This is a genomic window from Duganella sp. Dugasp78, from assembly GCF_059491455.1.
Genome location: NZ_CP168506.1, coordinates 3,341,058 through 3,353,864 on the forward strand (window position 1 = coordinate 3,341,058; position 12,807 = coordinate 3,353,864).

Annotated in this window: 14 protein-coding genes and 1 other RNA gene; 8 read left to right on the forward strand and 7 right to left on the reverse strand. The window is 62.7% G+C overall.

The genetic code is table 11. The features are described from left to right. The first annotated feature begins 60 nt into the window (after positions 1 to 60). The 6 genes from galA to ACEN9O_RS14820 all read left to right on the forward strand — a co-directional run bounded on the left by galA (position 61) and on the right by ACEN9O_RS14820 (position 5,165). A complete protein-coding gene (gene galA, locus ACEN9O_RS14795; protein ID WP_495618276.1) occupies positions 61 to 2,904 on the forward strand; it encodes a beta-galactosidase GalA in 2,844 nt (947 codons plus the stop codon). Positions 2,905 to 2,948: 44 nt separating this feature from the next. Then, complete coding sequence (locus ACEN9O_RS14800; RefSeq protein WP_495618277.1) at positions 2,949 to 3,263, forward strand: hypothetical protein; 315 nt, start codon at positions 2,949 to 2,951, stop codon at positions 3,261 to 3,263. Beyond that, on the forward strand, positions 3,260 to 3,571 hold the full coding sequence (locus ACEN9O_RS14805; RefSeq protein ID WP_495618278.1) for a cell division protein ZapA: 312 nt from the start codon (positions 3,260 to 3,262) through the stop codon (positions 3,569 to 3,571). The genes ACEN9O_RS14800 and ACEN9O_RS14805 overlap by 4 nt, the downstream gene beginning before the upstream one ends. A 46-nt stretch (positions 3,572 to 3,617) precedes the next feature. Further along, a non-coding RNA gene (gene ssrS / locus ACEN9O_RS14810) (6S RNA) lies at positions 3,618 to 3,798 on the forward strand. 75 nt (positions 3,799 to 3,873) lie between these two features. Further along, entirely contained in the window at positions 3,874 to 4,341 is a 468-nt protein-coding gene (locus tag ACEN9O_RS14815) for an EVE domain-containing protein (protein WP_495618279.1), read from the forward strand. Further along, a complete protein-coding gene (locus ACEN9O_RS14820; protein WP_495618280.1) occupies positions 4,341 to 5,165 on the forward strand; it encodes a sulfite exporter TauE/SafE family protein in 825 nt (274 codons plus the stop codon). The genes ACEN9O_RS14815 and ACEN9O_RS14820 overlap by 1 nt, the downstream gene beginning before the upstream one ends. A gap of 75 nt (positions 5,166 to 5,240) precedes the next feature. Here ACEN9O_RS14820 and lgt read toward each other — a convergent pair whose 3' ends face one another. Together lgt and ACEN9O_RS14830 are read right to left on the reverse strand one after the other, a co-directional pair. Continuing rightward, positions 5,241 to 6,086 carry a prolipoprotein diacylglyceryl transferase gene (lgt, locus tag ACEN9O_RS14825; protein WP_495618281.1) on the reverse strand — a complete coding sequence of 282 codons (846 nt, stop codon included), beginning with the start codon at positions 6,084 to 6,086 and terminating at the stop codon, positions 5,241 to 5,243. Further along, on the reverse strand, positions 6,080 to 6,976 hold the full coding sequence (locus ACEN9O_RS14830; protein ID WP_495618282.1) for a LysR family transcriptional regulator: 897 nt from the start codon (positions 6,974 to 6,976) through the stop codon (positions 6,080 to 6,082). The genes lgt and ACEN9O_RS14830 overlap by 7 nt, the downstream gene beginning before the upstream one ends. A 143-nt stretch (positions 6,977 to 7,119) precedes the next feature. On the opposite strand from ACEN9O_RS14830, the gene ilvD reads away from it, so the two are divergent. After that, positions 7,120 to 8,982, forward strand: a complete 1,863-nt coding sequence (gene ilvD / locus ACEN9O_RS14835) for a dihydroxy-acid dehydratase (protein WP_495618283.1) — start codon at positions 7,120 to 7,122, stop codon at positions 8,980 to 8,982. A gap of 92 nt (positions 8,983 to 9,074) precedes the next feature. On the opposite strand, the gene ACEN9O_RS14840 is transcribed toward ilvD, so the two are convergent. Then, positions 9,075 to 9,296 carry a TIGR04438 family Trp-rich protein gene (locus ACEN9O_RS14840; RefSeq protein WP_495618284.1) on the reverse strand — a complete coding sequence of 74 codons (222 nt, stop codon included), beginning with the start codon at positions 9,294 to 9,296 and terminating at the stop codon, positions 9,075 to 9,077. A gap of 162 nt (positions 9,297 to 9,458) precedes the next feature. Here ACEN9O_RS14840 and ACEN9O_RS14845 point away from each other — a divergent pair, with 162 nt between their 5' ends. Next, positions 9,459 to 9,779, forward strand: coding sequence for a c-type cytochrome (locus tag ACEN9O_RS14845; RefSeq protein ID WP_444845699.1), 321 nt, complete (start codon positions 9,459 to 9,461; stop codon positions 9,777 to 9,779). Between the two features lie 92 nt (positions 9,780 to 9,871). Here ACEN9O_RS14845 and ACEN9O_RS14850 read toward each other — a convergent pair whose 3' ends face one another. The 4 genes from ACEN9O_RS14850 to ACEN9O_RS14865 form a co-directional block, all read right to left on the reverse strand. Continuing rightward, complete coding sequence (locus ACEN9O_RS14850) at positions 9,872 to 11,011, reverse strand: branched-chain amino acid ABC transporter substrate-binding protein (RefSeq protein ID WP_117011778.1); 1,140 nt, start codon at positions 11,009 to 11,011, stop codon at positions 9,872 to 9,874. 241 nt (positions 11,012 to 11,252) lie between these two features. Beyond that, entirely contained in the window at positions 11,253 to 11,666 is a 414-nt protein-coding gene (locus ACEN9O_RS14855; protein ID WP_495618285.1) for a DUF2486 family protein, read from the reverse strand. Then, complete coding sequence (locus ACEN9O_RS14860; RefSeq protein ID WP_495618286.1) at positions 11,663 to 12,088, reverse strand: DNA polymerase III subunit chi; 426 nt, start codon at positions 12,086 to 12,088, stop codon at positions 11,663 to 11,665. Before ACEN9O_RS14860 ends, ACEN9O_RS14855 begins: the two co-directional genes overlap by 4 nt. Before the next feature lie 115 nt (positions 12,089 to 12,203). Beyond that, positions 12,204 to 12,806, reverse strand: coding sequence for a glutaredoxin family protein (locus ACEN9O_RS14865; protein WP_495618287.1), 603 nt, complete (start codon positions 12,804 to 12,806; stop codon positions 12,204 to 12,206). Between the last annotated feature and the right edge of the window lies 1 nt (position 12,807).

Consider the following 12,807-nt stretch of genomic DNA (forward strand, 5'->3'; position numbering starts at 1 on the left):
TGGTTTTAGCGGAGCGGTGCGTGATGGTGCTGCTCCGTTTTTTTGTTAAGGGGGCGCGAATTGAAATCGTACACATTCAACTGGCGGCGGCTTTGGTCCGCCATCCTTCTGCTGTCGGCCTGCGTGGCTGCGCAGGCCGCGACGCCGGGGCGTGAGCGCCTGTCGCTGGATCGCGGCTGGCTGTTCCACCTGGGCGATATCGTCCAGCCGCCGATCAAGGGGCATGGCGAATCCTACGGCAGTGCCAAGGCCGGCAATGCCCGCGGCGCGGCCGGCACCGAATACGACGATTCCGACTGGCGCCACCTGGACCTGCCGCACGACTGGGCGGTCGAAGGGCCATTCGACCCCAACGCGAATATCTCGCAGGGCTATCGTCCGCGCGGCATCGGCTGGTACCGGCGCTATCTGCGCGTGGATGCGGCCGATCGCGGCCGCCACTTCGAATTACAGTTCGACGCCATCGCCACCCACGCCACCGTTTGGGTGAACGGTAATGTCGTGAACCGCAACTGGTCCGGCTACAACTCCAGCTATATCGATATCACGCCTTACCTGCGCTACGGCGACGCCATGAACACCATCGCCATCCGCGCCGACGCGGAGGCCATGGAAGGCTGGTGGTACGAGGGCGCGGGCATGTACCGCCATGCGTGGCTGGTCAAGCGCGATCCGGTGCATGTGGTCACCGACGGCGTGCACGCGACGCCGCGTCCGGGTAAAGGAAATCAGTGGACGTTGCCGGTCGAGGTCACGCTGAACAACAGCGGCAAGCAGGCCAGCGGCGTGACGGTGGAAGTGTCTGTGTTCGACCCCGCCGGCAAGCAGGTGGCCCGCCAGAGCGCTTCCGCGCGCGTGGCGGCATTGGGTACGGATACGGTGCAGGTGCCGCTGGCCGTCGCCAACCCGGCCTTGTGGTCGCTGGAGAAAACCAATCTGTATCGCGTGACGACGCGCGTGCTTCAGGATGGCAAGGCGCTCGATGAGGTATCGCTGCATACCGGCTTCCGCACCATCCGTTTCGATGCGGCGCAGGGCTTCTTCCTCAACGGCGTGCATGTGAAATTGCAGGGTGTGTGCATCCACCAGGATCACGCTGGCGTCGGCGTGGCCGTGCCGGACTCGGTGTGGGAGTATCGCCTGCGCCGGCTGAAAGAGCTGGGCGTGAACGCGATCCGCTTCTCGCACAACGCGCCGGCGGCCGAGGTGCTGGACCTGGTGGACCGCATGGGCTTTGTGGTCATGGACGAGAACCGCAACTTCAATCCATCGCCGGACTACATGAAGCAGCTGGAGTGGATGGTCAAGCGCGACCGCCATCATCCGGGCGTGGTCCTGTGGTCGGTGTTTAACGAAGAGCCGGAGCAGGCTACCGAGGTAGGCTATGAAATGGTGCGCCGCATGTCGGCCACGGTGAAGGCGCTGGACGATACCCGTCCCGTCACGGCGGCGATGAACGGCGGCTTCCTGACGGAGCTGAACGTTTCGCATGCGGTGGACGTGGTGGGCTCCAACTACCAGGTGCCCGACTACGACCGCTATCACAAGGCATATCCGAACAAGCCCTTCACCAGCTCCGAGGACACCTCGGCCTACATGACGCGCGGCGAGTTCAAGACCGTCCGCGAGAAGAACCTGATCGCCAGCTATGACGACGACGCGGCCGAGTGGGGCAACACCCATCGCGACGCCTGGCAGGCGATTGCCACGCGGCCGTATGTGGCGGGAGGTTTCGTCTGGACCGGTTTCGATTACCGCGGCGAGCCGACGCCGAATGAATGGCCATCGGTCAGCTCGGTGTTCGGCATCATGGACCTGAACGGCTTCCCCAAGGAAGCCTACTATATGCACCAGGTACAGTGGATCAAGGACCGTCCGCTGATCCACATCGCGCCGCACTGGAACTGGAGCGGCAGCGAAGGTAAGGACATCCGCGTGATGGTGATGGCCAACGTGGAGCGCGTACAGTTGCTACTGAACGGCCGCCTGCTGGGCGAGCAGAAGGTGGACCAGTACCGCATGAACAGCTTCAATGTCGCCTACGCGCCCGGCAAGCTGGAGGCGATCGGCTACAACGGCGGCAAGGAAGTCGTGCGTACCTCGGTCGAGACCACCGGTTCCGCCGTCGCGCTGGAGCTGGTGCCGGACCGCGCGCAGCTGGCCGGCGACGGCCGCGATGCGATGCCGATCACCGTGCGCGCGCTGGATGCGCAAGGCCGCGCCGTGCCGCTGGCCGATGCGCAGGTGACGTTCGCGGTAACGGGCGGCGGCCGCTCCATCGGCCACGGCAACGGCGATCCGAATTCGCACGAGGACGAGAAGGGCGCGACGCGCCGCCTGTTCAACGGTCTGGCGCAGCTGATCGTGCAGACCAACTACGCCAGCACGGACGCGATCAGCGTGACCGCCACCGCGCCCGGCCTGGCGCCCGCGCACATCAGCATCCCGGTCAAGGCCACGCCCGCGCAGCCCTACGTGGCGCAGGCCGACGCGCCGCTGACCTTTGTGCGCGGCTGGCGCATCGCGCCGGACAGCGACCAGCGTCCCGACCCGAACCAGAAGCTGGCCAGCTTCGACATGAACACCTGGGGCTGGGGTTCGCCGCCGATGATCGCGCCGGCCGCCGCGAAGTATCACCTGTACCGTGCCGGCTTCGCGCCGCGCAAGAACCTGTCCGACGGCAGCGGCATGATCCACTTCGCCGGTGTGCGCGGCAAGGCGGAGGTGTGGCTGGACGGCCAGTTGGTCGGCAAGAAGGACAGTTATGCGCTGGAAGCATTCGAGCTGCCGCTGCCGGCCGGCGGCGGCTGGCGCGAGATCAACGTCATCGTCGAGGCCGAGCCGGGCCAGGCCAGCGGCATTGAGGGCTTTGTGAGTATTACGCCACGCCCGCTGGCAAAGTAACAATTTTTGTCGCCACGTTGACAGTGAGGAAATAAATCGCGCGCTTGCCCGCCAAATATGCGGGCTGGCGGCGCGATTCGGTTGACGGCGTTCCGCGCGCTGCCTATAGTGGCGGGATGATTTCAGATTTCCAAGAACTATCCGACAAAATCGACCAGTTGGCCGAGATGACCCAGGCGCTGCGCCGGGAAAATGCACAACTGCGTCAGGCCAATGCCGCCCTGGTGGTGGAGAACATGGGCTACCAGCGCAAGTTGAGCGAGGCGGCCGGCCGCGTCGAGGCCTTGCTGGAAAAAATCCCCGCGCTCGACGGCGACGCCGAAGAGGAACAACAGCCTGAAAACGAGGACGCACGATGATACAGCTGGATGTCACCATCATGGGTTCGCCGTACCGGCTGGTCGTCAAGGAGGGCGAGGAGCGCGCGCTGCGCGAGGCCGCGTCCTTCCTGGACAAGAAGATGACGGCGATACGCGACGGCGGCAAAATCAAGGGCAATGACCGCATCGCCGTGATGGCGGCGCTGGGCATGGCGGCGGAGTTCCTGTCGGTGAAGTCGCCGGTTGGACCGTTGTCGGACATGTCTATACTGGAAGTGCAGACGAAGATCAGCGCCATGCATAAAGTGCTCGATAGCGCGCTGACGCCGCAAGAAACCCTGTTTTAATTCGCTAAACTCCTTCCTTTGCGGCGGACAAAAGAGTAAACTTCGTTTCACCCTGCGGTGTTCGCGATTGCCATATATTCCTTGAACCATTTATGTGCACCGGTTGCGGAATTTTGTTCGATGGGCGTGAGCGTCGCTAGTCCGATGAACCCGAAATTGAACTAACTGTGACCACCTTGAACCGTTTGGTTCGGGATGCCGGCAAAGACGGCACAGGCGGGGCCTCATACCAAGAAGCGGTTGCAAGCATGTGAGTGCGCAGCTGCTTTTTTTCGTCTGGACGTTTTTATTGGGAGTCGCCCATGCAATATTGGTTGATGAAATCCGAGCCTGATGAAGTGAGCATCGACGACGTGATGGCGTCGCCCGCGCAGACCACGCCGTGGTTCGGCGTGCGCAACTACCAGGCGCGCAACTTCATGCGCGATGGCATGCACGATGGCGACGGTGTGCTGTTCTATCACTCCAGCTGCCCGGAACCCGGCATCGCCGGCCTGGCGAAGGTGGTGGGCGGTCCCTATCCCGACGCCACGCAATTCGACAAGGACAGCAAGTACTACGATCCCAAGGCCACGCCGGAGCAGCCGCGCTGGATTTCGGTCGATGTGCAGGGCACGCAGAAAACGCGGCTGCTGTCGCTGGCCGAGATGCGCACCATACCGGCGCTGGAGGATATGGTGGTGCTGCAAAAAGGCAGCCGCCTGTCGATCACGCCGGTGACGGCGGCGCAGTGGAACACCATCGTCAAGCTGCTCAAGAAAGGCGCTTGATGGATATCGGCCTGGTGCTGGTGCTGCTGATGATGGGCGCCGTGGGCGGCTTCCTGGCTGGCTTGCTCGGCATCGGCGGCGGCATGATACTGGTGCCGTTCATCACGATGATCTTCAGCGCCAAGGGTTTTTCCGATAGCGTGAACATTCATATGGCGGTGGCGACATCGCTGGGCGTGATCCTGTTCACGTCGATGTCGTCGGTGCGCGCGCATCATCTGCACGGCGCCGTGCTGTGGCGGGTGGCGTTGCTGCTGTCGCCGGGGATATTGCTCGGCGCCTGGTGCGGGCCGTGGATCGCCAAGCAAATGAGTCCTGCCGGGCAGGCGATTTTGTTCTGCGTGTTTTTGTCCTTCTCCGCGACGCAGATACTGTTCGCTAAAAAGGCGGTGGTGGCGGAGGGCCATGCGCAGCGCGGCCTGCCGGGAAATGCCGCCATGTTCGGCGCCGGTGGTGTGATCGGCCTGGTGGCCGGCTTGCTGGGGGCGGGCGGCGGCTTCCTGTCGATACCGTTCATGACCTGGCGTAACGTCAGGATACAGAACGCGGTGGCGACCAGCGCCGCGCTGGGCTTTCCGATCGCGCTGGCGGGCACGCTGTCGAATATCTACTATGGCTGGGGCACGCCCGGCCTGCCCGAGTACTCGCTGGGCTTCATCTACCTGCCGGCGTTGCTGGTGATCGCGGCGGCCAGCGTGACACTGGCGCCGCTGGGCGCGCGCACCGCCCACAAGCTGCCGGTGCAGACCCTCAAGAAAATCTTCGCGGTGGTGCTGTACTGCCTCGCCGCCTACATGTTGCGCAAGGCATGGGGTCAAGTCTGACATTCGGACACGGCCTCTGCCGTAGCGGCTCGCTACGGCAGAGGCCGTGTCCGAATGTCAGACTTGACCCCAGAATTAGATCGGCGCGCGGCCTTTTTGTTTGACGGTGTAGGCCCAAGCCAGCATCGCCAGCGCGCCGACGATCATCGGCAGCGACAGCACCTGGCCCGAGGTGATCGGCATGCCCAGGATGGTGGTTTCCCAGTCCGGCGTGCGGAAGTATTCGGTGAAGAATCGCGCGCAGCCATACAGCAGCGTGTACATCGCGCCGACCGCCAGGCGCGGGCGTTCCTTGCGCGCATACAGCCACAGGATGACGAATACCACCAGGCCATCGATCAGCAGCTGGTACAGCGGTGATGGATGGCGCAGGCCTTGCAGGAACACGGGATTCGGCGACAACGGATAGTTCGTGTCCGGCCACAGCATCGCCCACGGCAGCGATTGATCGCTGACCACGCGGCCCGGCAGTTCGGCGTTGATGAAGTTACCCAGGCGGCCGGCGGCATAACCTAGCGGCACCAGCGGCGCGATGAAGTCGTACACGTCCAGCAGATTGCGGCCGCTCCTGCGCGCCCACACGGCCATCGCGATCAACACGCCGAGGAAGCCGCCGTGGAAGGACATGCCGCCATGCCAGACCTTGAAGATCTCGATCGGATTGGCGAAGAAAAAGCCGGGGCGGTAGAACAGCACCTCGCCCATGCGGCCGCCGATCACCACGCCCAGCATGCCGTAGAACAGCATGTCGTCGAGGTCCTCTTTGCGCCAGCCCTGCGCGGCGATGTGCGGCTGCTTGATGCGCACGCGGCCCAGCGTGATGAACAGGGCGAAGGCGAGCACGTACATCAATCCGTACCAGTGGATCGCCACCGGCCCCAGTTGCAGGGCGATCGGATCGGGCATCGGGTGTATCAGCATGGGGTGTTCTTTCTTAATAATTCCAAAAAGCCGCGCAGCACCGGCGAGGCATTGTCGCGCCGCCAGGCCAGGCCGGTTTCGACCAGCGGCGTGGCGTCGCGCAGCGCCCGGTATTCTACCCCGGTCCGCATCAGGTTGGACACGGACTGCGGCACCAGCGCCATCCCCATGCCGGCCGATACCAGGCTGACGATGGTCTGCATCTGGATCGCCTGCTGGCCTATCTCCGGTGTGATGCCGGCGTCGCGGAACACCGACAGGATGGCGTCGTACAGGGCCGGCGAGATCGCGCGCGGGAAGATGATCAGCGGTAGCTGCGGCAGCGAGGCCAATGCCAGCCTGCCTTGCTTCTTCAGCAGGCCGGCCGGCAGGGCCAGCACCAGCGGCTCGCTCAGCACCGGCAGGTAGTCCAGCTCCAGCTTCGCTTTATCCGGCAGCGGCGGGATCAGCAGGCCGGCGTCGATGCGGTTGTGCAGCAGGTCGTCCAGCTGCAGGTCCGACGTGGCCTCCTGCAGCGTGATCTGCACCTGCGGATAGGCCGCGCGGTAGGCGCGCAGGAAGGGCGGCAGCACGCTGTAGTCGGCCGACGAGATGAAGGCCAGCGTCAGCCTGCCCACTTCGCCGGCGGCGGCGCGCTGCACCAGCTGCGGCAGCTCCTGCGATTGCGCCAGCATGCGCCGCGCTTCCGGCAGCAGCGCCAGGCCGGCCGGCGTCAGCGCCACGCCGCGGCGGTTGCGCTCGAACAGCGGGGCGCCCAGCAGCTCCTCCAGCGCCAGTATCGTTTGCGACAGCGGTGGCTGCGTCATGTGCAGGCGCAGCGCCGCCTTGCCGAAGTGGAGCTCTTCGGCGACGGTGACGAAATAACGCAGTTGCCGCAGTTCGATGTTCATATTGGTTACTGTTGAAATTCTATCCAGTGATATTTTATACGACTCACAGGATCGTAAATACTATATTTGACACCGGCGCAGGGGAAAGGCAATCTGTCATGCTACGTCGCAGGCCTTAAGGCCGCCTTACCAGGAGAAACATCATGCCGCAATATCGTTCCCGCACCACCACCCACGGCCGCAACATGGCCGGCGCCCGCGCCCTGTGGCGCGCGACCGGCATGAAGGATGGCGACTTCGACAAGCCTATCGTCGCCGTGGTGAACTCGTTCACCCAGTTCGTGCCCGGCCACGTGCACCTGAAGGACCTGGGCCAGCTGGTGGCGCGCGAGATCGAGAAGGCCGGCGGCGTGGCCAAGGAATTCAACACCATCGCGGTCGATGACGGCATCGCCATGGGCCACGGCGGCATGCTGTACTCGCTGCCGTCGCGCGACCTGATCGCCGACTCGGTCGAGTACATGGTCAACGCCCATTGCGCCGATGCGATGGTCTGCATCTCCAACTGTGACAAGATCACGCCGGGCATGCTGATGGCCGCGATGCGCATCAACATTCCGGTGGTGTTCATCTCCGGCGGTCCGATGGAAGCGGGCAAGGTGCTGAAGGTGGTCGACGGCAAACAGAAGATCATCAAGCTCGATCTGGTCGATGCCATGATCAAGGCCGGCGACCAGACCGTCAGCGACGCCGACGTGGCCGAGATCGAGCGCTCCGCCTGCCCTACCTGCGGTTCATGCTCCGGCATGTTCACCGCGAACTCGATGAACTGCCTGACCGAGGCGCTGGGTCTGGCGCTGCCGGGCAACGGCACCATCGTCGCCACGCACTCCGACCGCGAGCAGCTGTTCCTGCGCGCCGGCCGTCTGATCGTCGAACTGGCCAAGCGCCACTACGAGCAGGACGACTACTCGGTGCTGCCGCGCTCCATCGCCACCAAGGCCGCGTTTGAAAACGCCATGGCGTTGGATGTGTCGATGGGCGGTTCCACCAACACCGTGCTGCACCTGCTGGCCGCCGCGCACGAGGCGGGCGTGGACTTCGACATGAAGGACATCGACCGCATCTCGCGCAAGGTGCCGTGCCTGTGCAAGGTCGCGCCGATGACCGACAAGTTCCACATCGAAGACGTGCACCGCGCCGGCGGCATCGTGGCCATCCTGGGCGAACTGGCGCGCGCCGGTTTGCTCGACACCTCGCTGCCGACCATCCACGCGCCGACGCTGGGCGATGCGATCGAACGCAACGACATCAAGCGCAGCGACGATCCGGCCGTGCACCAGCTGTTCCGCGCCGCGCCTGGCGGCGTGCCGACGCAGGTGGCGTTCTCGCAATCGGAGCGCTACGGCGCGCTGGATACGGACCGCAGCACCGGCTGCATCCGCGATAAGGCGCACGCCTATTCGCAGGACGGCGGCCTGGCGGTCTTGTACGGCAACCTGGCAGCGAACGGCTGCATCGTGAAGACGGCTGGCGTCGACGAGAGCATCCTGAAATTCAGCGGCAAGGCACGCGTGTTCGAGAGCCAGGACGCTGCGGTTGAGGGCATCCTCGGCGATACGGTGCATGAGGGCGATGTGGTTATCATCCGCTACGAAGGTCCGAAGGGCGGCCCTGGCATGCAGGAGATGCTGTATCCGACTTCGTATATCAAGTCCAAGGGCCTGGGCAAGGTTTGCGCGCTGCTGACGGATGGCCGCTTCTCGGGCGGTTCGTCGGGACTGGTGATCGGCCATGCCTCGCCGGAAGCTGCGGAAGGCGGCGCGATCGGCCTGGTGGAAGAGGGCGATATGATCGATATCGATATCCCGAACCGCACCATCAACCTGCGCATCAGCGATGCCGATCTGGCGGCGCGCCGTGCGGCCATGGAGGCCAAGGGCGATGCGGCGTGGAAGCCGGTCAACCGCGAGCGCTATGTGTCGCAGGCGCTGCAGGCTTATGCGGCGCTGACCACGTCGGCCGACCGCGGCGCCGTGCGCGATCTGTCGCAGATCAAGCGCTAAGATCTCACGTCATTCCCGCGCAGGCGGGAATCCATAGGACGCCGAATCAGAGGCTCAGTATGGATTCCCGCTTTCGCGGGAACGACAGGGTACTATTTCTTGTCGAAATTCTGCTTCACGCGCGCCTTGCGGCGCTTTTCGTCTTCGTCGTGCGCCTTGCGCTTGTCCAGGCCCAGCATCGGTTCCAGGAACTCGAACCACACGAAGGCGAACACCATCAGCCCGATAATCCACCACCAGGACAGCTGGGCGAACTTCCACACTTCAAAATAGCGCAGCCCGCACAGGGCGACGATCACCAGAATAATAGGCATGATGGGCTCCTCCAGTTACGTCATCTTACAAAGAAAACGGCTTTACGGGCAGCAATATTCTATTATTCGTCAACGGGCATATCCTGTATGGCGTTTAATGCTCACGGGGAAAACACGGTAGAATTGTTGGCAGAATTGAGTAGCACTTACCTGGAGAAAGCAATGAAACGTAATTTGATGATGGTTGGTATGGTGGTCGCTTCGGCATTCGCATCGCAAGCCGCTATGGCGGATGCGGGCATGGACCTGGCGAAGGCCAAGAACTGCCTGGCTTGCCACGCTGTGAGCACTAAGCTGGTCGGTCCTGCCTACAAGGATGTCGCCGCCAAATACGCCGGTCAGAAAGACGCTGAAGCCAAGCTGGTCACCAAAGTGATGAAGGGCGGCTCCGGCACCTGGGGCGCGATCCCGATGCCAGCCAATCCGCAAGTGAGCGAAGCTGAAGCGAAGACCCTGGTGAAATGGGTGCTGGCGCAGAAGTAATCAGCACCGAGCTAGAATAAAAAAAGCCCCATCTGCACTGAGCGCGATCTTGAACGCGTTCAGGCCGACGGGGCTTTTTTATGCGGCTTGTATTACTTGATGACTGAGGTGATGGTCTTGGTGCCGTTGTTGTAGTTGTACAGCGTCAGCGAACCGTCCTTGATGTCGCCCTTAGGATCGAACTCGATCAGGCCGGTCACGCCCTGATACTTGATCTTCTGCAGGAACGGCAGGTACTTGGCAGGCTCAGCCGAATTGGCCGCCTGCATCGCGGCCGCCATCGTCATGACCGAGTCGTACACATACGGCGCGTACAGTTGCACGTCCATGTTGTACTTCTTCTTGTAGCGGGCGTGGAAGTCGTCCATGTTCTTTTGCAGCTCAGGCGGCACGCCGCCGGCTTCGGCGCAGGTGACGACCTTGACCGCGTCGGCGCCGGCCAGCTTAGGCAGCGATTCGGTGCACAAGCCGTCGCCGCCCATGTACTTGGCCTGGATGCCCAGTGCCTTCATCTGGCGCAGCAGCGGGCCGCCTACCGAGTCCATGCCGCCGAAGAAGATCAGGTCGGGATTCTTGCCCTTGATGGTGGTCAGGATGGCGTTGAAGTCGGTGGCCTTGTCGGTGGTGAATTCCTTGCCGACGATTTGCACGCCCGGCAGCGCCTTCTTGGCGCCCTTGATGAACTCTTCCGCCACGCCCTGGCCGTAGGCGGTGCGGTCGTCGATCACGGCGATCTTCTTCACGCCCATCTTGCCGACCGCATAGCTGCCCAGCGTGCCGCCCAGCTTGGCGTCGTTGGCGACCACGCGGAACACCGAATTGAAGCCTTGCTGCGTATATTTGGTCTGGGTGGTGGCTGGCGAAATTTCCGGAATGCCGGCGTCGAAGTAAATCTTCGAGGCAGGGATGGTGGTGCCCGAGTTCAGGTGGCCGATCACGCCGTTGACCTTGGCGTCGACCAGCTTCTGCGCGACCGCCGTGCCCTGTTTCGGATCACCGCCGTCGTCTTCCAGCACGAGCACGAACTTGACCGGCTTGCCGCCGATCTTGATGCCTTTGGCGTTCAATTCTTCGACGGCCATCTTGGCGCCGTTTTCATTGTCCTTGCCCAGGTGCGCGGACGGACCGGAGACCGGCGCGACGTGGCCGATCTTGATCACTTCTTGCGCGCCGGCGCTGCCAGCAAAAGCCAGGGCGATGGCGAGTGGAATGAATTTGGTCTTGAACAGCATATGCATTCTCCAGTGGTTGAATAAGCGACGGTACTTCTTGGACGCCGCAGAATTTTTTCTGCAAGGCCAAAAGGTACAACAAATTATTCTACGCGCAAAGGGAGAATCGCAGGGCGGTGCAGTTTTAACTGCTTTTCCAGATTTTGATGTGGCGAGGCGTGGAATTTTCCAACTTTTGGTGCGGCGGCGCGCTGGAAGAGTGCGGTCCGCGCACCATGTGGGCGCGGACCGGGGGAGGGGCTTATTTCTTTTGGGCTTGCAGATGCGTCAGCTCTTGCGAGACGGCGCGGGCGACGATCTTCTCGATGGTGTCATGCAGGCCGATGCGGATTTCGTTGGTCAGGCCGTGCAGGGCGTGGGTCAGGACTTCGGCCATGCAGTCCTTGATGCGCTGCTCCAGCACGAAGTCCACGCGCGATTGCAGTTGGTGCATGATGCGTTCGGACAGGCGATGCTCCATCATCGCCCACTCGGCATCGCTCCAGTTGTCGATGGCGTCGGCTTCCAGGCCAGCCGCCATTTCGGCGCGCTTGGACAGGGTGGAACGGGTAGCGGAAGCATCCTCGCCGGGCAGCAGGTCATCGCCCAGTGGCTCGGCTTTCAGGACTTCCGTCAATACAGGGATACTGGCGTCAAACGATTGGGCTTGGCTCATGATTTTCCTGTGACAAAGTGGGTAAGTGGGTAGTCTTGCTGCTTGTATGCGACATAGCGCTTGCGGCCTGCAGCCGCATCATCCTCATCGGAGGAAATCACTTCGATCATGCGCTCGAATTGCGCGACCCCGGAAGGCGCGCGGCGCGACAAATTTACCAATAAATCTTTGTGTGGTAATTCTGCCTCATCGTTGTCCGTAAGAATGATTGGCGTGTGCGCGGCGAGTGCGTCGCCTGCAAGCATGTGGGGCAGGAAGTCGGTGGCGGAAAATGTCCACATCGCCGCGTTAAGTTCTGCCAGTTGCGCCTCATCGTCTGCCATCAGTACCACGCGCGTGTTGGCCGCGTAAGCCTTGCGCACGAGGCGGCAGGCATAGGCGATTTTGTCCGGCACGTTGGTGTGGAAATCGATGCGTGTCATAGCTGTTTGATCTGTTCTGTAGAGGGGAAGTGCATGCAGCGGGGCGCTGCGTGATTCCAGTTTATGCGAAAAAAATTTTTGGCGCTGGCATCGATGTTGCTACCGAACGCAATGTCTAGAACTGGAAACCGGGTGGCGCGTTGACCGGCGGCAGGGGCTTGGGAAGCTCCTCCACGGCGCGCACTGGTTCGGGCGCAGGCGGTGGCGGCGGCGCGGCGGAAACCGGCGCCGGATATTGATAATTCGGCGGCAAGTGTTTTTCCAAAGGATAGCCGGCGTCGCTTAACAACACGTCCCAGCTATTTTGTTCGAAGCCGGTGAGCTTGCTGCGGCCGACCAGCAACAGCGGAAACTGGCCGTTGCCGCCGGCCTTCTTCAACGCCAACTGGTCGTCCACAGTGGCAACGGTTTTTTCAATGAAGGGTATGCCGCGCGCCATCAGCATGGCGCGGCCGTTGCTGCAACCATCGCACTGCGCGGTGGTGTACAAGGTGACCGGCCGATTGCGCACGGCCTCGGCCAGTTCCGGCGGCAGCTCCACCGAAGCGCCACCGGCGGAAAACGATTTTACTTCGACTTTTGTTTTGGCCGGCGTCGACGGCGGTGGCGGCTGGTCGCTGTAGTGGGTCACGCCCTTGTCGTCGACCCACTTGTACACCTGGGCGCTGGCCGTGCCGAGGCACAGCAGCGCGGCAGTGAGCATGGCCAGCCGCTTCATG